Consider the following 21104-nt stretch of genomic DNA (forward strand, 5'->3'; position numbering starts at 1 on the left):
TCTATCCGTCAGCCGGACAATCGCTACCCCCAATCGGGTGATATCTGGCGGGATTGCGAAGATTTTTTAAGAAAAGTGGAAAGATTTAAGTGGTTTACGTAGCGTGAACTTCCTCGCTCTCGCCTTCTTTCCCGGTCATCAGCGTCGAGCCGTGGGTTACGAGTCAGGAGATGCCATGCTTCGCACCCTATTCACCTTCGCCCTGCTGCTTGCCGGCGCGCTCGCCGCAAGGGCCGAGGCGTCCGACACAGATAGCACGCAACCGCCTGCAGATCCCTGTACGCGCCAGAGCTTCGAAGGCACTTCCTATATTGTCTGCCCCGTCGACCCCGCAAAGGCGGATCTGCGCCTGTTCTGGAAGGACGCCGGGGGCAAGCCCTATCGCAATTTTTCTGATGTCGCCGATGCCGTCACCGGCCAAGGACATCGCCTTCTGTTTGCGATGAATGCCGGCATGTATCGCGAGGATTTCACGCCGATGGGGCTTTATGTCGAGGATGGCGAGAAGCTGATAGAGGTAAACAGGGAGGCGCCGCCCAAGGTCTCGGGGCCGGTGCCGAACTTCTTCAAGCAGCCGAACGGCATCTTCTATCTCGACGAGGCCGGCGCTCACATCATCCCGACCGGGGAATTCCTGAAGCAGAGCCCGAAACCGCGCCTCGCCACCCAATCCGGCCCGATGCTGGTCATCGCGAGCACGATCAACCCGATCTTCATAGAGGGCTCGACCGACCGCACGCGCCGCAACGGCATCGGCATCTCCTCGGACGGCACGCTGCGCTTCGTCATCAGCGAGGATGGCGTGAACTTCCACGATTTCGCAAGGTTCTTCCGCGACGAGCTGAAATGCGCCGACGCGCTCTTCCTCGACGGCGGAAACGGCACCGGACTCTACAATCCCGCACGCCGCCGCAACGACACATCCTGGCACGGCGGCTACGGCCCTATCTTCGGGCTGGTGGAGGAGCGGGATTAAAGCAATTTCAGCAAAAGTGCGAAGCGGTTTTGCGTCCGGAATTGCGTGGAAACAAAGGCGATTTCAGGAAAATGTGCAGCGGCTTTACGTCAGGAACTGCTTCAGGCCGCCCTGGGGGCGACCAGCTGCCGTGTCTCGACGATCTCGGCGAAATCGGATTCCAGATGCGCCATCGTCACGTCGAAGATTTCTCGGGCCGAAAGGTTGGCATCCGGCAGGTCGAAGCCGAGCACGGCGTCGCTGACGACGCTCATCTTGAAGCCGAGGTCCGAGCCGGCCCGCACGGTGGTATTGACGCAGAAGCCGGCGACTGCGCCGGTCACGAAAAGATGCGTGATCCCGACCTCGTTCAGATAGCCTTCGAGCTCGGTTGAGGCAAAGGCCGAGGAAGTGGACTTGATGAAGACCGGTTCGTTCTCCCGCGCCACGGCGCAGGGCATCGGCTGGTATCCGGGCGCACTTTCATTGAACGCCGAGCTTTCGTCAGCCTCGCGATGGCGGATATGGATGACCGGCCTGCGGTCGGCGCGAAAGGCAGCGGCAAGGGCCGCGATCTTCTCTCCCGCCTCGCCGTTCACACGCTCGCGCCCGGCATCGAGCCGCGCCTGCATGACCATCTGCATGTCGATGATGAGGAGCGCACTCGTCATGGTTGAGTTCCCTTCGGGTTTCTGTCGATATTCTCACAATGTGCCCTGAACTTTACCATCTGCAGCAGGGCAAGTCGCTCCCGAAATCTCATGAGGGCCTGCGATAATGCAGTCGTGATCGGAGCGGAGGCGCCGCAGGAACCATAGGTTGAGTAACCGAGAGATTGCATACCGCAAAACAAGGCCATATCCCCGCCATTGAGCCGAGCGGAGAAACGATCTCGTCGGGCCGAAGCCCGCGCAAGGGGGACATCGACATCGCTCTTCTTTTGTACGGCAGCGTAGATTTTGCGCCAGACCGCAAAAAAAGCGGAACATCGGCAACGCCTTCAAGTTGAAGCCTCTGTTACCAACATCTGACAGAAAGGCGAAACCAATGCTTTTGAAAATTCTCGCGACTTCGGCGCTTGCGCTGACACTGGCGACCTCGGCCATGGCACAGTCCTCCGGCACATCCGGCAGCGGTACATCCGGCAGCGGGACTTCCGGTACGGGCACCACCAATGGCAACAGCAACGGCACCGGCAGCAACATGAACGGCAGCGGCACCAATGGCTCCGGGACGGACACCAATACGACCGGCTCCACCAACAACGCCGGCAATCCGTCCAGCGGCACCAAAACCCCGGGCGCCTCCGGCGGCGACCCGAACGACTGCCAGCGCACGACCAACAGCGGCACAGGCAACCCGGCGCCGACACCTTCGATAAACGCAATCCAGCCGGATGCGGCAAACGCCTGCTGACCCCTGAGACAGCAACCGCCCGGCCCGCAGCGGATGAGCGTCTGCTGGGGGCCGGATCGTGGCGCGGCATCTGAGGGTGTCGCGAGCGGAGTATTTTATCCGTGGCCGCAGTTTTGGTAAGTTGGTTACGCGGCAACCATTGTTGGAACGAGGGGCGGATGAGGTGATGGGGGACGGGCTCAACGATCTCGACCGATCGGTACCAAACCGAGAAGAATCCCATCCTTCGCGCGGAAGCTACACGGTCGCCGTTTTATGCCTGACCCTGATACTGTCGTTCATTGATCGCTTCGTGATCAACCTGGTCGTAGACCCCATACGCGCCGAGCTGGGGCTGAGCGATCTGGAAATCAGTTTGCTTCAGGGCGCTGGTTTTGCGCTTATATTTGCGCTGGCGGCCCTCCCGGCCGGCAGGCTGGCGGACAGGGTGAACCGACCGAGATTGATCGCCGCAGGCGTGGTTGTGTGGTCCCTCGCCACGATAGCATGCGGACTTGCGACCGGCTTCTGGAGCTTTTTCGCCGCACGGGTCGTCCTGGGATTTGGGGAAGCGGCCCTCATACCAGCAGCGTCCTCGCTGCTCATCGACAGCTTTTCGGCAGCGCGCCGCCGTACCGCTCTTGGAATATTCTCGCTTGGCTCGACAAGCGGGAGCGGCATCGCATTGATCGTCGGTGGCGCGGTGCTGACTTATCTTGGGACGGACACTGCCGCCGACTTGCCGTTCATCGCTTCGCTGGCGCCCTGGCGACAGCTGATGATCATCATGGGTATCCCCGGCTTCTTCTTCGTCGCGCTGCTGTTGTTCATTCCAGAACCGGCCCACGGCAACAGGCTTCCCCCGCCTCCACTGCAACTTTTGTTGCGCAATCTGTCGGCAGAGCGGGGCCTGGTCCTGCGGCTCTGCTTGGCGAAGGGAGTGATGAGCCTGGCCGACTTCGGGATGGCGGCATGGCTCCCCACCCTCCTCCTTCGGCATTACGCTGCGACGCCGATCGCGGCCGGCGCCACTATCGGGATTGCGACCGCGCTGGCCGGCATCATCGGTTCGATCGGCGGCGGGATGCTGTCCGACTGGAGCGCTCCGCGCCGCAGTATCTCGACACGTGCAAAGCTCATCGCGGGAAGCTATCTGGTTGCTCTGTGCGGCGCCATCTCGATTGGCCTCTGTTCTTCAAGTCTTCAGATCGGCATCGCATTTTCCTTTTGGGTTGCGGGATCGGTGAGCGGTTCCGTTGTCGGCCGCATCACCATGCAGGAGCGGGTCCCCGGCAATATGCGGGCAACCACGGTCGCGCTTTCGATCACGATTTCGGCGATCGTCGGAATAGCGGCGGGGCCGACTCTCGTGCCGGTCATCGCCGGACGAATGCAGGGAGCCGATAACGCACTGCAATTCGCAATCGTCGTCGTCGGGTTTATTTCCGTGGTGCCGGCTCTGGCCTTGATCGCCCGATCGGCGTCGACGGTATCGGTCGCGTCCGCGGCAGAAGGCTGAACATCTGCATTGTCTGGATTGTCACCCTATCCGGGCATGACCTGATCTCAACGCTTCATGAGCGGCGACAATATCCAGACTGCCGCAGCTGTCGCAACGATCGCTGATTGCCTTCAGCTCGGCCAGCGGCAGCGCAACAGGAGAGCCGATCTGCCTTGCGAGCCTGACGCGGCTCGTTGCAGCGTGCAGTGCAAAACCGAGGGCGCCACTCTTCCGACCAAGGTCTATCGCTTCCTGAAAATGCCGCGCCGCTTCCTCCACATCGCCGTCCCGCCCAAATATCAACCCGCGAAGATGCAGGAATTCGGCGTCGCACCATCGGTCTCCACGCTGCCTGCAATAGTCCACGCCCTCCTCGACGCTCTCTCGAGCAACCGCGACCTGATCATGCGAAAGTGCCGCGTGAGCGAGCATCACATAGCGAAGCGGCAAATGAACAAGGAAATTGCACTCACGAATGACGCCGATTGCGTTTTTCATCCGCTGGACCGCCCCCGCGTCTCCGCGCGCTGCATCGATCGCTGCCTGGTGAAAGCGGGCGAACGGCGGCCAGGTATCGATCTGGCGCGACTTCAGGCGCTCCACCAGCATCGTCGCCCGCTCCTGCGCCAAATCGACCCGTCCGCATAACAGGGCGACCGGCGTGGCAGCGAGTGCCAGCGAGTGCGCGCAAGACAGATCGTGATCCAGCGTCAGCGCGGCGTTCAGTGCTTCCTCCGCAATATCGAGCGCATGCTGATGGCGGCCGACCACCCAGGCCGCCAGCGAAAGATGGTTCCGGAAATTGACGAACCTGTCGATCTGAAACCTCGATGTCTGGCCGCGATTGCCGAAAACTGCATGTTCGCGGGCAAGACGCTCGAGACCCGCATGCCCGGATTCAATCCTCCCCTGATAGACCTCGCAGGTATAGAACTGCCGATCGGCATTAGGGGCGGCAGAATAATCGTCCACGGACGCCATGAAGCGGCGAAGGTCTGCAATCGTCTCAAGCGCTCTTTGGTGAAAGCCCATGGCGGATTGAACATTTGCGAGGCCGATCTTCGTTCGAAGACAGTGTTCCACGCTCCCGGCCTCCAAAGCGAGCTCGAACCCCTTCTTCCAGGTCGCTTCGAGTTCGTCGCCGAAAGGATAACGATAACAGAGATTCCAGCCGTGGGCCGCCACCAGCTTCATGCGGAGCACGAGATGATCGCCAGATAGGGTGTCCAGCGCCGACAGCGCCTTTTCGACGCGTGATCCGCTTTCTGCCATCGTCGAGAATTCGACCCAGAACGGCAAAGCGGCAACCGTCAACCGTACCCCGAGCTCGGCCTGCCCATCCGAACCATAGGCCCAATCGATCATGCGGCGGAGATCCGCGCTCCAGCCGCCGTAGAGCGCCACCCAGTCTTCACGCGGCCGCCACGTCCATTCCTCTTCTGCCCTTTCGAACAGCGCAAGAATGAAGCGGCCATACGCGATCATGGCCGCCTGCTGCTCGCCCTGCCCTATGAGCCGTTTGTTGGCGAAGGTTCGGGTACTGTCGAGCAGCCGGTACCTGCGACGCCTCCCCGTGTAGTTGACCGACATCATGGACTTGGTCGCGAGGGCTTCCAGCCACGCGGCAAGGTCTTCCTCATGCGCCAGGTGCCCGAAGGCGTCGATGACGTCGTCAAGCGCAAAGGTGCCGCCGAAAACGGAAAGGTGACGCAGAAGCCAGGCCTCGTTTTCTGAAAGCAGCCGATAACTCCAGTTCAGCGTCGCCGTCAGCGTCTTGTGACGGTCCATGCCGTCTCCGCGCGACGACAATGCGTCGAAGTCACGTTCGAGCATTTGCAGCAGCCCCGCAGGACCGTTGGCCGGAAGTTGCGGGGCCGCCAGTTCGATCGCCAGCGCAATGCCGTCGAGACGCCGGCTCAAACTCGTGATCGAAGGGACATCCGCATCCTCCAATCGATAGCCGTGCGTCTCCGCGCGCCGAACCAGCAACTCGATCGCCGAAAAGGCCATTGCCGACCCGGTATCGAGAATCGCATCTGCGGGCGGATACTGAAGCGGCGCAAGCCGATGGACAGTCTCGAACCTGCATCTCAACGGCTCGCGGCTTGTCGCGATGATATTCAATCCGTGCAAGGCATGGTTCAGTTGATCTGCCATGCCGGCGACGGCCGCCAGGACGTGCTCGCAATTGTCGAGAACGAGAAGCTGGTTGCGGCCGCGCAGCGCGTCAACGAGACCTTTCACGTCATCGACCGGGTTGCTTACGATGCCGAGCGCACGACTGACGGCCAGGGCGACGAATTGTCCTTTCTCGATCGCCGCCAGATCAACGAAGCACACGGCCTGGCCCTCGTCGTTGGCGATCGCTCTTGCGGCTGCGACGGCTATGCTTGTCTTGCCGACGCCGGCAGGTCCGACCACCGTGAGCAATCGGGTCTGCTGCAACGCCTCGACAATCGCCGCCAACGCATCGGCGCGCCCGACCAGCGGCTTTGACGGCGGCAGCGCCCCGTCAATCTCCCTGATCGACGCGGGAAAGGCGGCCTCCCTCGGCCTCACGACCGTCAGTGATGCAACGAAGCGATATCCGCGACCCGGGACTGTCGCTATGCAGGGAATGTCGATGCCGTTTGTCTGCAGCGCACGGCGCAGGGCGGCGATGTTGACCTTGAGATTGCTTTCGTCGACGAACAGGTTGGGCCACGCCGCTTTAAGAAGTTCGCTCTTGTTGACGACCTGCCCAGGCTGGCGCACGAGCGCATGAAGCAAATCCATCGCGCGCGATCCGAGGCGTATCGGGATATCGCCGCAGAGCAGCGACTGGCGAGCGGGCGTGAAACGGCAGTTGCCGAAGCAATATGTCGTGGCATCGATCATATCGGCCTGTTCCATTTCCCCTCCTTTCGCGGCTGCACTTTGAGAGCGCTGTGCCTTGCGGATGCGCGCCCGGACGATGGCGGCCATCGCATGGATTTCAGGGTTAGGCCCGTCCCGATAGCCTTATACCAGCAGATTTACCTCTTTTAACCAGCTATGCCGGTGCCGCGGTGATATCAAGGTAGCGGGCTGACCGGGTGATAGAGATCCCAAGCGCTCGCGCAGGTTTGCCTTATTCAAGAGGTTCGAGCTTCGGGTGGTCGTTATTGGCCATGGCTGCTCGCGCCCCGAACCCGGAGTGATCCCCGGAGTGATCGAGGAGGCCGCTATGCCCCGCGCACTAAGCACACTGACATTGTCGGACGCCAGGCGGATGATTGACGCGGCAGAAGCAAAGGCGGCCGATCTCGGCATTCCCTACAACATCGCTGTGGTCGACGTCGGCGGCGCATTGATCGCGTTCGCACGTCAGGATGGCGCGCTCGAAGGAAGCATCGATCTCGCCATCGGCAAGGCGAAGACCGCGCGGATGTTCAACAAGACGACCGAATATCTCGCTGAACTGGCACAGCCGGGAGCCCCTCTGTTCGGGATTGAGCAGAGCAATGCCGGCCATGTGGTGATTTTTGGCGGCGGTCTGCCCGTCACCATTGACGACCAGATCGTCGGTGCCGTCGGCACCAGCGCCGGTTCGGTCGAACAGGACATTGCGGTCGCCGAGGCGGCGGCCGCGGTGATGGCAACACATCCAAAAACCTGAAGGAGACCAGTGATGAGAGCTGCGCGCATTCTTGAATATAAGAAGCCCCTCGTCCTCGAGGACATCAAGGTTCCCGACATCCAGCCCGACGAGGTTCTCGTGAAAGTCGCCGCCTGCGGCATGTGCCGCTCGGACGTGCTGCTGATCGACGGCTTCTTCCAGGGCTATGGCGATATTCCGCCGCCCGTCATTCCCGGTCATGAGATAACGGGCACGGTCGAGAAGATCGGCGGTGTCGTGGCCAAGGCTGCAGGATTGCAGGAAGGCGACCATGTTGTCGTGTCGCCCGGCTGGGGTGATGGCGTCTGCAAGCATTGCCAGGTCGGCAACACCCATATCTGCCCCAATGTCCGCTGGCCGGGCTTTGGCACCTATGGCGGTTTTGCCGAATATATCCCGGTGCCGGCCCGCTATGCGATCAAGGTCGCCAAACATCTCAAGTTCGAGCAGCTTGCACCGCTCACCGACGCCGGTCTGACCCCCTATCGCGGGCTCAAGAAGATCCGCGATGCCGGCGGGCTCGGCCCGGACCGGGTGATCGGCGTCTTCGGCATCGGCGGCCTTGGCGCCTACGCCGTCCAATATGCCAAGCTGCTCGGCGCGGGCGGTCCCGTCGTCGCTGTCGCCAGAAACGAGGAGAAACTCCAGGTCGCGAAGAAATATGGCGCCGACCACATCATCGCGATCGAAGGCAAGTCCTCCGAGGAGGTCGGAAAGGAGCTTAAAAAGGCGACCGGCCAGGACAAGTTCGACGCGATCATCGACTGCGCCGGTGCGACCGAGATGATGCAGCTTGCCTTCTCGCGTCTCGCGATCGGCGGGCATTACGCCGATGTCGGCTTCATCGGCGACCGGATCAACGTTCCGCTGTTCCCACGCGTCCACGGCGAGCAGACTTTTCACGGCTCTTTCTGGGGAAACAACGCCGATCTCATCGAGGTCATGGCGCTCGCGGCGGAAGGCAAGATCCAGCACACGATCAAGACGATCTCGTTCAACGATATCAACGAGTACATCGACCTCTTGCGGGACAATAAAGTCATCGGGCGCGCGGTCGTCACCTTCTGACGCATCGAACACGTCGCGCTTGGAGAATAGGACTGTACGGAGGATTACCCATGCTTGAGGTGGTGCAAGCCTATGATCGCGAACATATCGCTGACTTGCCGACCGACGATGCGGCTGCGCTCGGACGCAAGCTCACCGTCGCCCGCAAACGCTTTGAAGACAGGGGCGGCTGGCTGAAGCCGCACCAGCGAATAGCCGTGCTGCATCGGCTTGCGGATCTCGTTGCCCAGCAGCGCGAGGTCTTCGCGATGCGCATCGCACGTGAAGGGGGAAAGCCCTATACCGATGCGCTGGTTGAAACCGACCGCGCCACCGACGGGATACGCAACGCCGCCGACCTGCTTCGCATCCGCGGCGGTGCCGAAATCCCGATGGGGCTGACCCCGGCCAGCGAGGGGCGGCGCGCCTGGACGATCCTGGAGCCCATCGGCGTGGTCGCCGCGATCTCGGCGTTCAACCATCCCCTGAACCTCATCGTGCATCAGGTCGCGCCGGCGATCGCCACGGGCTGCCCTGTTATCGTCAAGCCTGCGGCGGCGACACCGCTTTCCTGCCTGGAACTCGTAAAGCTCGTCCAGGAGGCCGGAATGCCGGAGGGCTGGGTTCAGAGCCTGCTGCCCGAGAACCGCGATCTCTCGGGCGCCTTTGCGAGCGATCCGCGCGTGGCCTTCCTGAGCTTCATCGGCTCGGCCGCGGTCGGTTGGCGTCTGCGCGCCAATCTGGCGCCGGGAACACGCTGCGCGCTCGAGCATGGCGGCGTGGCGCCGGTGATGATCGACCGCACCGCCGATATCGACGCGATCGTCGAGCCGCTCGCCAAGGGCGGCTACTATCATGCGGGTCAGGTCTGCGTCTCGGTCCAGCGGATCTACGTGCATGAAGCGCTTAAGGATGCCTTCGTCGAACGGTTCGCCGAGCGCGTCGGGCGCCTGCGCGTCGGTGACCCCCGCCTTGCCGAGACCGAGGTCGGTCCCCTCATTCAACCGGCTGAAGCCGAACGGGTCGCCACCTGGGTCGAGGAAGCCGCGTCTGGGGGCGCCCGCCTGATCGGAGGCGGACGGCTGAGCGACACGACGCTGGCGCCTGCTATCCTCGTCGATCCGCCCGGCACATCGACGGTCGCGCGCGAGGAGGTCTTCGGTCCGGTCACCTGCATTTTCGGTTTTGCCGATCTTAACGATGCCATCCGCCAGGCAAATTCGCTGCCGGTCGCATTTCAGAGCAGTATCTTCACCCGCGATCTCGCCGTCGCACTCGACGCAGCCGAACGTCTCGACGCCTCGGCCGTCATGATCAACGACCACAGCGCCTTCCGTACCGATTGGATGCCTTTCGCCGGGAGAAAGACATCCGGCTACGGGGTCGGCGGCATCCCTTATACTGCCCGCGAGATGACGGCGGAGAAAATGATCGTCTTCAAACGGTGATCGGGACGTCTTGGCGCGTTCATTGCTCGTCGCTTCCGGCCGGCCGCTCAATACCTGCAGGAGAGTGCGTTGGTCGGCCTGAAGCCCTGGCTGCATGCCGGATTTCTCGAATTCCAAGGCTGATACTGGAAATCGGCGCTATTGGTTCTTCGATGCGTTGTGCAGGATAAAGTCAATGTGGCGAAGCCGACAATCAATCCAGCTATCGCAAACGTCCGAAGTCTGGTCATCACGGTCACTTTCTGGCGGCAACTCGAAACAAGGAATCCATGGCATGATGGCAGTGTCAACGCAGAGCGCAGCCTGATCCGTCAAGAAGCGTGAGCGTCTGCTGCGAGCCGGCCGGGAAACTTCAGCATCATGTGAAACAAATCCCGGAGTTGCACGTTCACACGTGCTGCTTTTAGCTCAGCAGATAACCGGGTTGATGGAGCACGGGCAACCTTCAGGGGCTGCAACCCGCCGACGGAACCTGCACGCATGAGGCTTGAATGGTCTTTACTCAATCTCTGAAGACAATCCGCGCGGGCGTTCTGGAGATCGCCTATATCGAGATGGGTCCCGCGGATGGCTGGCCGGCCGTCCTTTCGCACGGCTTTCCCTATGACGTGAATGCCTATGCGCAGGTCGCACCGATCCTGGCGGCACGCGGGGCAAGGGTGATCGTGCCCTACCTGCGCGGATATGGCCCCACGCGCTTTCTATCGGCAAAAACCATGCGCAGCGGTCAGCAGGCGGCGCTGGGCAAAGACCTGATTTGCCTGCTCGACGCATTGGGCCTGCAGCGCGCCATCCTTGCAGGGTTCGACTGGGGCGGCCTGGCATCCTGCGTTGCCGCGGCATTGTGGCCGCAGCGGGTCGAGGGGCTGGTCTCCTATGCCGGCTATGATGTCATCGACCTTAGCAGGCAACGCCACGCCTTTGCCCCTTCGCTGGAATGCGCGATGTGGTATCAGCACCTCTTCCAGAGCGAACGCGGCCGCGAATGCCTTGAAGACAATCGCCGCGCGCTTTGCCGGATACTGTGGGAGCAATGGTCGCCGCAATGGACGTTTGACGACATCACCTTCGACCGGTCGGCCGCCTCCTTCGAAAATCCCGACTTCGTCGACGTCGTCCTCCATTCCTACCGCTTTGCCTTCGGCACGGAGAGCGGCGATCCCGAGCTTCAGGATCTGGAAGATATCCTGGCAACGAGGCCGCAGATCACCGTTCCCGCAATCACCCTCGACGGCACGCAGGACCCGCTCAAACCGGGCGGCACGGCCGATCATTCGGTCATGTTCGCAGGACCTCACCAACACCGCGCCTTTACCTGCGGCCACGCCTTTCCCTTCGAAGCTCCCGAGGCTTTCGCCGAGGCGATCCTCGACGTTCACAAGATCGCCTCGAGCGCGTGAGCCGCGTCAGATCGAACGGCTGTCATAAGCCCAATGCAGCAGGGCCTGGCGTTGACGCGGCCGGCACCAGCAGTCCCCGGGCTCGCAGGCTCGGCGAAGCTGAGCGACATGGCGGCGAATTGCCTTCCAGCGGGCGATCTGCCGCTCGTCCTCGCCTTGCATGCGGCGGCCATGGTAGTAGCGGCAGTACCACTGGAACCAGCCACGCGGATCGTCGGGATGGATCCATCCCTTGGCTCGCCAGACGCTGAGCGGCTGGCTGGCATCGACACCGAAGCAGTTGATCGACGGATCTTTTCGCAGCGACAGCCGCGCCTGCGCAAACCAGCTGTCGGGGAATTCTTCACGGCAATCGGTCATGTACTTGCCGCCGAATACGCCGAGCGCAAGCATCTCGGCGGGCGTCAGGTCCGGCTGGAAATCGGGATGAAAGTCACGGCCGATTGGCGCGACGAGAGCATAGCGGTAGCCTTGCTGCATCCGATCGTTGACGACGATCCACCGGGGTTTCATCGGGCGCCCTGCCACAAGGTTCTGGAACGGTTGCGCCGCCAGATGGACAGATTGAGCACCGCCGCAAAACTCACCCATGCAAGGTAGGGAACGAGCAGCATGGCCGCCGCCCCATTCATGGGGTGGAACACTATGATCGTCGCCAGGATCGCAGCCCAAAGCATCATGATTTCCACCACGGCCAGCCCGGGTCGGTGAAGGCCAAAAAAGATAGGCGACCATGCAGCATTGAGCAGAAGCTGGGCTGAATAGACGCCGAGAGGCAGTGCGGCAATGCCGGCCTCCCGCCATACCAGCCAGCCCGACAGCCCGATCGACGCATAGAGAACCGTCCAGACCGGCGCAAACAGCCAATCGGGCGGACGCCATCCCGGCTTGTCCAGCTGCTTATACCAGTCGCCCGGCCTGAAGATCACGCCGGTCGCCGCCGCAGCAAAGCTTGCGGCCTCGAAGGCGGCGAGCACGAGAAGGGAATGGATGTCCATAAGCGCAAGATGGAGGGAACCGCTAGCGAGGCCAGCGGTCCCTCCGACATCCCCTATCGGTTCGGCCCGGCAGCGAGCTCGCCGGAGCCTATTGCGGAAGACAGCGGGATGACCTGCCAGGCGGCCGATAGCCCGACCAGGACGTAAACGATCCGGGCGAGCACCGAGCCGGGGCCGAAGATGGCGGCCACGAGGTCAAAGCCGAACAGCCCGACCAGCCCCCAGTTCAGCCCGCCGACGATGACGAGAATGAGTGTCAGAATTTTGAGGAATTTCATGGTTGTTCTCCAGGTTGAGGGGTGAGCGGATCAGCCTTTCGGAGGCATGATCACCTTGTCGATGACGTGGATGACCCCGTTTGACGCGGCAATGTCGGCAGAGGTGACGGTGGCGTCGTTGACCTTGACGGTGGAGCCCTTGACGTCGATGTCGATCATCTTGCCATTGACCGACTTCGCCTCGTCGATACCGGCCACATCCGCAGCCATCACCTTCCCCGGGACCACATGGTAGGTGAGGATTTCGGTGAGCTTTTGCTTGTTCTCCGGCTTCAGCAGGTTTTCGACCGTGCCGGCCGGCAACTTGGCGAAGGCTTCGTCGGTCGGAGCAAAGACTGTGAAGGGACCCTTCCCTTTGAGAGTGGTAACCAGGTCTGCCGCTTTGAGCGCGGCAGCCAATGTCTTGAATTGACCGGCCTCCACTGCGGTGTCCACGATGTCCTTTTCGGCGGCGAAGGCGCTGATGCTGCTGGCGAGCGTGATCGCTGCGGCAAACAAAAGGCTTTTCACTTTCATGGCATTTTCTCCTCTCGATACGGGTGCGAGATGCACGCGTATATTTTCAGTTAGAGAAAACAGTTTTTCTTTCTATTCAAATTATCGTGAGAAGAAACAGGATTATCTTGTGGAGATAATTTCCGTTATGGTAGTTTCCCGAGGCGAAAAGGAGTTTTGAGAAGTGCTATCCGACACGCTGTCCAACGAGCTCCAGCGCTACGCGATCGGCCCGCGTATCAAGGCGCTGCGCCTGAGAAAAAAGCTGGGGCTGGTGCAATTGGCCGGGCATACGGGCCTCTCGCCTGCCATGCTCTCGAAGATCGAGCGCGGGCAGATGTTTCCGACCTTGCCCACGCTGCTTCGCATAGCCATGGTTTTCGGCGTCGGCCTCGATCATTTCTTCAAAGCCGACAAGGAAGAGCCTCTCATCGCGATCGTGCGAAAGCATGAGCGCCTCAAACTTCCGAGCCCCCCGGGCGAGAAGCACCCGGCCTTTTTCTTCGAAAGTCTCGACTATCCCGCGTCCGACCGCCGCATGGAAGCATTCTACGCCGAATTCCCGACAGATTCCCCGCCTTCGGAGCCGCATCAACACGGCAACGCGGAATTCCTCTACGTGCTGACCGGCCGGCTGATCATCGACGTGGACGGCAGGCAGGCCGCGCTGGACGCGGGAGACGCCGTCTATTTCGACTCCAGCGTTCCGCACAGTTATCGCCGTGAAGGCAGGGAGATCTCAACCGCTCTCGTTGTGACTTCTTGATGGGGAAAGGGGCGCACTTGGCCCTCGTCGGCCGGCTGACCATCGGGCCGCAGCGCGCCCGCCCCTGACGGAAGAGTCGCCGCCGTGGCTTTCTCGGAACTGATTTAAGACGACCTCTGGATAAATCAGCAATCGCTTTTTTTCGGCAGCAAAGCCCCTTGACGTTTCATTAGCACTGCCTCAAATGTTCTCTTTATGTTCCATCAGACGTGCGGCCGTCTCCGATCAACGCGAACAGGGCAGAACAGGAATGAGTGAAAGTGCCGCCGCTAGTGCTATCGATATCGGGAATGCAGAAAGCAGGTTACGACAAGATTGTCATTGATTGCCGGATATGCCCCCGGCATGGGGAATATGTCATCGCCCGCCTTCTGGAGCAATGTAGCCCTGATCTGCTCGTTGCCGTCTTCGTGAACCTCGCTTCTGCCGATTGTCGCTACAAGCGCGAGCAAGGTCATCACGAAATCTGCGGCGCCTATTGTGGCGATGCGGATGCCCTGCGAGCCCAAGCGCCGACTAATGGCTATGCGAAGGTCAAGGGCGGCGAATGAAGTTCGTCGATAAGACGCCGACCTTTGAGGATCGTGTGGGTGTGATCTGCGAAGAATGCGAAATCCTGAAATTCTTTCAGCCCGGCGAATTGGAAGCGAGATACCCGGCTGCTGATGGCATGGACAGCGTCAACGTGATGGCGCTGCAGCTGTTCGGCTGCGAACGGGTGAAAAACCAATGGTACGACCGCTGCAGAATGCACTTTTATTTCGGCCCGAGAGAATGGGCGCGACGGATGGGATACGTCCATCCCGACGAGTTAAAGGCGGCAGCGGCGCGGCGGACGATCGGCGAGCTTGCTGAATGGGAGCAGATGAAAGCCACCTGCTTGAAATGCAAACATAGCCGCTGGCTCGATCGGTGGGCGCTGCAAAAGCGATACGGCAAGGGGCTTGCGCTTTCGGAGCTTGGCGCGCGGTTGAAATGCAGGTGCGGCAGGAGGGGTGCCGAAATCGAAATCGGCTATATGTCTCGATAGGACGGAGGAAATGGCATGTGCGGAAGAGTATTCGTCAGATCCGATCTGGTGACATTGATGCAGGCTTTTGCCTTTGCCGGCCGCGAAGGCGTGCTTGGCATGGCAAACCAGTTTCCGCGCTATAATGGCGCCCCGAGCCTAGAATATCCCATCATCATCATGCAAGCCGATCGCAGCGACAAGATCGGTCCTGTCTTTGAAAGCGCCTATTGGGGGCTCAAACCGGCTTGGTGGAAAGCTGGTATGCCGACGCCGGTCAATGCCCGCTGTGAAGAAGTTGCCAGCAAACCGATGTTCCGGTCGGCCTACCGGTCAACACGCTGTCTCATCCCGATTGATGGTTTTTTCGAGTGGCATAAGCTCGATGAAAAGGGAAAGAAAAAGCAGCCCTATGCAATCGCCATGAAGAGCGGCCAGCCCTTTGCGCTCGCCGGCCTTTGGGAGATTTGGCGCGATCGGGAAGCCGATCTGCAGGTTCGAACTTTCACCATCGTTACATGCCCCGCAAACGAGATGATGGCGACAATCCATGACCGGATGCCCGTCATCCTGCATGAAAAGGACTATCAGCGCTGGCTATCCGAAGAGCCGCCGCCGCATGATCTGATGACGCAGTTTCCGAGTGAGCTTATGACCATGTGGCCGATCGGGCCGGGCGTCGGCAATCCGAGAAATGATCGGCCGGATATCATAGAAGAGATCGACCCCGATCCGGAGCCATCTTTCCTCTGATCGGCAGCGGAACGAATCACGGCATCGCCAGTTGAGTCGCAGTTTAATTGCGCGAGGTGTCGAGATGCCCGAGCTATCCCCTGTCCCAATCAAAGAGATATCCGCCCAAATTCACGGCGTCGGCGGCTACAAGACCGTCCATACAGTCGCCGATCTTGCCGGAATTCTCATGTCGAACAACTGGCCGAAGAAGGCGGGCGATCCGTTCTTTCAACGAGCGATCGCCGCATGTCTGACCGCACTGGAGGTACAGGGCCAGGGCGATAAGGCGCGGAAGGCCTTTGTTGATGCAGCACGCAAGGCGGGGATTACCGTTCTTCCGGACGATGCGGTGAGGCATTAGCGCACTCCGATGCGCATTCGCAAGTTCCGTGCCGCGTGCGGTCAACCTGCTCAAGAACGGGTCGCTGAAGACCTGTCCGGGCTACCCCCACGGCATGCTGACCACCCATGCAGATGTCCTCAACCCCGACCTGCTCTCGTTCATTAGGTCCTGACGACATCGACTGGAGTGGGGCTGTCACTCGACGTCATCAGGACGATCTGTCACTCGGTAGTGGGTGACATCCATCACGATCGTAGATCCGGGCCGCGTAAGGTTTTTTCGCTTATGCTGGATGATTAGCCGCATTGATGGTCGCACCCTCTTCCCTCCCCGGTGAGCCCTTTCTCGTGTTGGCCTTCGGACTTTCAGAGGCAGATTTCGCTCTGGCGAAAGCAGTACCTATCACTGGGTGAGCGAAGATCAACCATGCCGAACGCCTTTAGCCAAGCTCATGCAAACGTCATTCTTTAGGGTACTCTGGAATCTCGGACAAAACTTCGTCTGCGGCGAACCATCCGTTTGCGATAACATGCGCACGAACTGCAGCCGGATCGGGCGAATACGCGACAAGAGCCAAACTGGATCGAGCGCGACTGCAAGTCACATAGAATAAGCGTCGTGTTCGGTCGAGGGACGTTTCCTTGCCGTCTTGGGCGTTCTTGATGTCGGCGGCCGTTGGGGCTTTGGCACCTAGTAGCTTGTCGTAGCCAAACAGAAAGCCACGAGCTTCCCCGTCGTCCATGAGAACCATGACGCGCTCAAATTCTAAACCCTTGACCCCCTGATGCGTGTCGAATGGGGCTTGGTGCGCGACATAGGCAGCATACGGCCCGATCTCAGAGAATGAGCAGTCGAGGAAAGCAACAAGAGCCGCGATCTGATCGCTGACGGGATCAGCCTCTTCGTCGCCGGGTGTTTCGGCAGGCGCGGCCTGCTTAGCGGCTAAGGCGGCTTTAAGGCTATCGGGGATCGCAAAGAGATTAGTTTCGGCGATATTCGCGGCGACCGCGGCGCAGGTGGGCTCGCCGCTAGCCCAAAGGGTCATCAGACTGTCGATGGCAGCCTGGGCGATACGGAGCTGCGCAATCGGCCTGTCGTTGCTCTTCAAGGTTTCCTTACTGAGTAGTGGAGAGTTCTCGCGCACCAGCTTCGTCGCCGCGAACTTGTCCCCGCTCTGCTGTGCCGTGACGAGTGGCAGAACATAGTGCGTAAAGAACCGGGTCGGCGCGAAGCTGCCGTCGAGGAAGCCGGTTCGATAATCGTCCACGGAAGCCAGTGCTTCAAACATCTGCAGGAAGCCCATCCGTCGCGCTGCCATGTGATGCTCAAGGGTCAGAATCTTGCATTTGCTGGCGTCAGACCAGGCCCGATCACCTGTCAGCCTCATCATATAGTCTCGGACCCCCTGTTCCAGGGCGGGCTTGTCCGCTACATCGATGGGAAACACGAATAGCCGCGCCCAGCCGTCTGGCCGGTCGTCGCGCGGCTCCTGTTTGTGATCGTCAGCGTCGCCGCGAATTTGATTGATGAGCCGCACAATGCGCTGCGGGCAGCGGTGATTTAGCTTCTTCTCCGGCGTCGCCCAGCTCTCCGGTATCTCGCTTTCGATCCGCTCTTTGCCATCTGGGTAGATGCGCTGCATCGTATCCCCGATCAGGCCGAGGCAAAAGCGATCAGCATGCGCCTTCTGCACCACGAACAGAGCGTCGATGAGGGCGCGACTTGTATCCTGACTCTCGTCAATCAACAGGAAAGGGAACTTCTCGACAAACATGCGCTGCATAAGTGGCTTTGTGAGCAGGAAGGTCGAGAATATCTTAATCACTTCACTGTGGTTCAGCGCGTTGCGCTCGCGGTTGTCGCCACTAGGATTGTAGGTGAAGGTTTTGATGTCAGCGAGCCGATCCAACCGGCGCTGCTTAGACTCGATCTGGACTTGGCGGGCGACCGATGCCTTGGTACCCGCTCGGCCCTTCGCCTCTTCGGCTTGAAGGTCGGCGATCTCGCGCTGTAGGTTGTCTTTCAGCCAAGCGCGGATATCTGTATTGAACCCTTGAATTCGCGACCAAGCGAAGCTGTGGATGGTGCGCACGACGAACAGCGGATCGTATTCGGTCCGGCGGGTGATCTCATCGCAAGCGGCATTGGTGTAGGTGATGACAGCAACCTGCCTACCACGCAGGCGAAGAACATCCCGATATGTCTTCGCCAAATAGTTCAGCGCATTCACCAGCGACCGCGTTTTGCCCGAGCCGGCACCAGCAAAGAGAAAGAAGCTGGTGGGCTTCTCCAAACTTAGGAACCCAACCAGTTCATCTTCGACATGGTCGTCGAGCGTGACGTTCGATGCTGCTGTTGCAAGGTTGTTCACGCCGCGGCCTCCTCTGGAGCTTTGTCTGCCGGCGGCGCGTCGTCGTTCTTTGCGATCTGGGCAAGGCCCAGCTCGACCTGCTTTTGCTCAAGCTGGCCAGCCAGCCAGAGCAGCCCGTCCTTGATATAGGCCGGCGGCCTCAGCGAAAGCGGGTCTTCGATTTCTAGCAGGTCTAACGCGAACTCGGCTTTACCGCCACCTTCGAGTGCCGTCTTGAGCGCATCGCTCAGGGCATTCAGATTGGCGCTATCAGCGATCGCGGTGCGAAACTTGGCAATTAGTCCGGTTCCCGGCAACGTTTCGAACAGTTCGAGGTTCGCCATCACTATCGCGTCTTCAAGTGTGTAGGAAAGTGCCTCGGCGGCTTCGCCTTTGAATGTCGCCTGAATGGGCGACTGGTAGGCCACTCGCACCGAGAAATTCTCGTCTGCGTAGGCTTTGACCTTTTCATGTTCAGGCTTGTCGAGCAGCGGATCCAGATCGTTAATGATCGGCCACCATGTCCGCAGGGTTGCGTTGCGGGTTGTACAGCCGGCTCCCCGCACCGGCGGCGCGCTGGCACCCGCTGCATCGCAGGAATCGATGTCGGTGATAACCAGTGTGGTGAGCCCGATTTTCTCGATCAAGCTGCGCAGCTTGTGGGCATGGCTGCCGCCGATCTCAAGCCAAGTGATGTAGCTTTCCGAGAGCTTCTCAAACTCCGTATGGTAATTTACAAAATTGGGCACGAGGATGCGTTCCGCCGGCCCCTCAATCAGGACAGCCGCGTCTGCAAAGAATAGATCGCAGTGGGTGACGCGCAGGTAGCGCGTCACGAAGCGCTTGGTGTCCGGATCAGTGCCAAACGCGTTTTCCAAGTTGACAACACAAGAGGTTGGGATCGCCTTGTCGCCGCCCGGCAGGCGGCGAAAATAACGAAGGGAGTCAAACTCGCACTCGTGTGCAATGTGGCTGGAATGGGTGCTGACTACCATCTGCGTCACAAAATCCTGGCCCGTGCCAAGGTCGTGGTGGTTGCGCAAAATCTTGTGCGCCTGGCGGATGAAAACTTGCTGAACCTGGGTGTGAAGATGCACCTCGGGCTCTTCGATCAGCACCAAATGCAAGGGTGGGATGATTGTATCGTCGGAAGCCTTGTGCTTCGCCTTGCCAACTCGCATCCAACTGTCGCGGAAGGCCATGAGACGGAATACCATTGATATGAGGTTCTGGTAGCCCAACCCGTTGGAATCTTCCGGTAGATACAAGTCAGTAGCGGCTTCGCCGTCATGAATCGGTACGACGAACTGCACGGCAGCGTCGTGGTTCAACCCCTCAACTGGGCGCAGCCGTGTCGAAATGTTCAGTTTCGGATCCGTGACACCCGGATAGCCGAGCCTGTGCATCTCCTTTAGCGGGCTCTTGAAACCGTCGCTAAGCCGCAAGTTGAAAGCTTTCTGGGCCTCCTCGATCGCTCTGAGTGCAAGGAGATCTTGCGCGTCCGGGTTCTCGTAGGGATCAAGATGGCGAGTATAGTATTGACGAAGCTGGACTGAGAGCTTCCGCGATGCGCTAATGGTGACGGCGGCTTCCTCGTTGCTGTCTTCGCCTGCTACGCCGAAACCACGCTGGGCACTAATTTCGTCGATGCGAATAAGTCCGCGAAACGGGTCGCCATCTATCGGCTCGCTTTCTTTGAGGGCCTGCGGCTGAGCTTTACCATGCTCTGGATCGACACACGCGGCAGGATCGAGCACATATGCTCTAATAGTGAAGAAAGCCGTCAACCGACGCTGTAAGAACTCGACAAGGTTCTGAGGCCAAATGGCAACTTGAAAATCGGCGGCTTCCTTACCTTGCTCTGCGGCCAAAGCGGCGCCGGCCGCCTGCAGCGCGCGCGCTTGAGCGCGCGCATTCACATATTCCTGCTGCAATTGCGCGGCATCCTTCGGCTCCAGGCGCATTCGCACACCAAGTAATCCACCATCCCAATCCAGGGTGGGAAGGATCTTTTGGACATAATGCAGTTCATCCTCGACGACACGAAGCCAGACGTCGAGGAATGGCAATGTGGAGTCCCATTCGGGAGCCGGCAACGCCTGGTTTTCAATAAGTGCTGCTTCCCAAGCTGCGCCCATCGCGTTGATTGTCGGCCAATGTGCGAGCGTGAAGTCGTTGAAGCAGAAACTGGAGCGCTCACGCTCTACGAGAAAGTAGCGTAATGCAGTAATCGCTGACGTCTTTCCGCTGTTGTTTGCTCCAACGAACACGGTTTTTTCGGGAGATAGGCCTACCCTTGTTGAAAGTAATTTTCGGAAATTTGCTATTTCGACAAATTCAATCCGCACGTTCTACCCCCCGCTCAGCACAACGTGAAGTACTACCACAATCAGCATGTTCTCGACAAATTTGTCGCGCAACGACATGGAGATCACAATTTACGGGGCACTTTTCCGGCTGCCCTATCGACACCGACGCTGCAGGAATCCAGCCTGCCCAAGTCTTTGGGCAGGAAAGACTTTTTCGCTTGAAGCATAGTATGAGTCATTCACCGGGCGGACGCCCGGTGGCTGGATCCCTGTGACAAGCACAGGGATGACGGAGGGTGGGGCGACGCCTTGCTCCTTCCTGCAACGTTGGAGATCTGGAAGGCGGTGCGGCGGATTTTGCCTTTTCCGCCGGGGCCGAAGGAGGGCCGGCACCTACCCCCCCACAAACAGGTCTGGGGGCAGCGCCGCGGACTGGCA

The 21104-nt window shown here is 60.0% G+C and carries 20 protein-coding genes and 1 pseudogene; 13 read left to right on the forward strand and 8 right to left on the reverse strand.

The annotated features are described in order from the left end of the window. The first annotated feature begins 175 nt into the window (after positions 1-175). Positions 176-976 (forward strand): phosphodiester glycosidase family protein, encoded by an 801-nt coding sequence (locus FHT78_RS01260; protein WP_183739440.1) that lies wholly within the window; start codon positions 176-178, stop codon positions 974-976. A 101-nt stretch (positions 977-1077) separates the two neighbouring features. Here FHT78_RS01260 and FHT78_RS01265 read toward each other — a convergent pair whose 3' ends face one another. Then, complete coding sequence (locus tag FHT78_RS01265; RefSeq protein WP_183739443.1) at positions 1078-1626, reverse strand: isochorismatase family protein; 549 nt, start codon at positions 1624-1626, stop codon at positions 1078-1080. 376 nt (positions 1627-2002) lie between these two features. On the opposite strand from FHT78_RS01265, the gene FHT78_RS01270 reads away from it, so the two are divergent. Further along, positions 2003-2371 (forward strand): oxidoreductase, encoded by a 369-nt coding sequence (locus tag FHT78_RS01270; protein WP_183739446.1) that lies wholly within the window; start codon positions 2003-2005, stop codon positions 2369-2371. A 166-nt stretch (positions 2372-2537) separates the two neighbouring features. Next, the gene (locus FHT78_RS01275) at positions 2538-3869 is read left to right on the forward strand and encodes an MFS transporter (RefSeq protein ID WP_183739449.1); all 1332 of its coding nucleotides are present in this window, start codon (positions 2538-2540) and stop codon (positions 3867-3869) included. Between the two features lie 21 nt (positions 3870-3890). Here the strand turns inward: FHT78_RS01275 and FHT78_RS01280 are convergent, their stop codons facing one another. After that, complete coding sequence (locus tag FHT78_RS01280) at positions 3891-6743, reverse strand: winged helix-turn-helix domain-containing protein (RefSeq protein WP_246715045.1); 2853 nt, start codon at positions 6741-6743, stop codon at positions 3891-3893. A gap of 313 nt (positions 6744-7056) precedes the next feature. Between FHT78_RS01280 and FHT78_RS01285 the strand changes: the two genes are divergently transcribed. The 4 genes from FHT78_RS01285 (at position 7057) to FHT78_RS01300 (ending at position 11383) form a co-directional block, all read left to right on the forward strand. Further along, the gene (locus tag FHT78_RS01285) at positions 7057-7488 is read left to right on the forward strand and encodes a heme-binding protein (RefSeq protein ID WP_183741790.1); all 432 of its coding nucleotides are present in this window, start codon (positions 7057-7059) and stop codon (positions 7486-7488) included. Positions 7489-7500: 12 nt separating this feature from the next. Further along, the gene (locus FHT78_RS01290; RefSeq protein ID WP_183739452.1) at positions 7501-8556 is read left to right on the forward strand and encodes an NAD(P)-dependent alcohol dehydrogenase; all 1056 of its coding nucleotides are present in this window, start codon (positions 7501-7503) and stop codon (positions 8554-8556) included. 50 nt (positions 8557-8606) lie between these two features. Then, the gene (locus FHT78_RS01295; RefSeq protein WP_183739455.1) at positions 8607-9983 is read left to right on the forward strand and encodes an aldehyde dehydrogenase family protein; all 1377 of its coding nucleotides are present in this window, start codon (positions 8607-8609) and stop codon (positions 9981-9983) included. A 491-nt stretch (positions 9984-10474) separates the two neighbouring features. Then, positions 10475-11383 carry an alpha/beta hydrolase gene (locus FHT78_RS01300; RefSeq protein WP_183739457.1) on the forward strand — a complete coding sequence of 303 codons (909 nt, stop codon included), beginning with the start codon at positions 10475-10477 and terminating at the stop codon, positions 11381-11383. 6 nt (positions 11384-11389) lie between these two features. Here FHT78_RS01300 and FHT78_RS01305 read toward each other — a convergent pair whose 3' ends face one another. From FHT78_RS01305 to FHT78_RS01320, 4 genes are read right to left on the reverse strand one after another with little or no spacing between them, the layout of a single operon-like run. After that, positions 11390-11896, reverse strand: coding sequence for a hypothetical protein (locus FHT78_RS01305; protein WP_183739460.1), 507 nt, complete (start codon positions 11894-11896; stop codon positions 11390-11392). Continuing rightward, on the reverse strand, positions 11893-12381 hold the full coding sequence (locus FHT78_RS01310) for a TspO/MBR family protein (protein WP_183739463.1): 489 nt from the start codon (positions 12379-12381) through the stop codon (positions 11893-11895). The genes FHT78_RS01305 and FHT78_RS01310 overlap by 4 nt, the downstream gene beginning before the upstream one ends. 53 nt (positions 12382-12434) lie before the next feature. Then, complete coding sequence (locus tag FHT78_RS01315; RefSeq protein WP_183739466.1) at positions 12435-12659, reverse strand: DUF378 domain-containing protein; 225 nt, start codon at positions 12657-12659, stop codon at positions 12435-12437. 30 nt (positions 12660-12689) lie between these two features. Beyond that, positions 12690-13175 (reverse strand): fasciclin domain-containing protein, encoded by a 486-nt coding sequence (locus FHT78_RS01320; protein ID WP_183739468.1) that lies wholly within the window; start codon positions 13173-13175, stop codon positions 12690-12692. 163 nt (positions 13176-13338) lie between these two features. On the opposite strand from FHT78_RS01320, the gene FHT78_RS01325 reads away from it, so the two are divergent. The 6 genes and pseudogenes from FHT78_RS01325 to FHT78_RS29190 all read left to right on the forward strand — a co-directional run. Beyond that, positions 13339-13920, forward strand: a complete 582-nt coding sequence (locus FHT78_RS01325) for a cupin domain-containing protein (protein ID WP_183739470.1) — start codon at positions 13339-13341, stop codon at positions 13918-13920. A 290-nt stretch (positions 13921-14210) separates the two neighbouring features. Beyond that, a complete protein-coding gene (locus FHT78_RS01330) occupies positions 14211-14471 on the forward strand; it encodes a hypothetical protein (RefSeq protein WP_183739473.1) in 261 nt (86 codons plus the stop codon). Beyond that, entirely contained in the window at positions 14468-14950 is a 483-nt protein-coding gene (locus FHT78_RS01335) for a hypothetical protein (RefSeq protein WP_183739476.1), read from the forward strand. The genes FHT78_RS01330 and FHT78_RS01335 overlap by 4 nt, the downstream gene beginning before the upstream one ends. A 15-nt stretch (positions 14951-14965) precedes the next feature. Further along, positions 14966-15682 (forward strand): SOS response-associated peptidase, encoded by a 717-nt coding sequence (locus tag FHT78_RS01340; protein ID WP_183739479.1) that lies wholly within the window; start codon positions 14966-14968, stop codon positions 15680-15682. Positions 15683-15746: 64 nt separating this feature from the next. After that, positions 15747-16025, forward strand: coding sequence for a DUF982 domain-containing protein (locus FHT78_RS01345; RefSeq protein WP_183739482.1), 279 nt, complete (start codon positions 15747-15749; stop codon positions 16023-16025). Between the two features lie 16 nt (positions 16026-16041). Further along, positions 16042-16179 (forward strand): annotated as a pseudogene (locus FHT78_RS29190) (alpha/beta hydrolase); the annotation flags it as partial. A 288-nt stretch (positions 16180-16467) separates the two neighbouring features. Here FHT78_RS29190 and FHT78_RS01350 read toward each other — a convergent pair. Together FHT78_RS01350 and FHT78_RS01355 are read right to left on the reverse strand one after the other, a co-directional pair. Next, positions 16468-18378, reverse strand: coding sequence for a UvrD-helicase domain-containing protein (locus FHT78_RS01350; RefSeq protein ID WP_183739485.1), 1911 nt, complete (start codon positions 18376-18378; stop codon positions 16468-16470). Then, on the reverse strand, positions 18375-20705 hold the full coding sequence (locus FHT78_RS01355; protein WP_183739487.1) for an AAA family ATPase: 2331 nt from the start codon (positions 20703-20705) through the stop codon (positions 18375-18377). The genes FHT78_RS01350 and FHT78_RS01355 overlap by 4 nt, the downstream gene beginning before the upstream one ends. Positions 20706-21104: the final 399 nt, after the last annotated feature.

The sequence above is a fragment of the Rhizobium sp. BK196 genome, assembly GCF_014193255.1.
Taxonomy (GTDB): Bacteria; Pseudomonadota; Alphaproteobacteria; order Rhizobiales; family Rhizobiaceae; genus Rhizobium.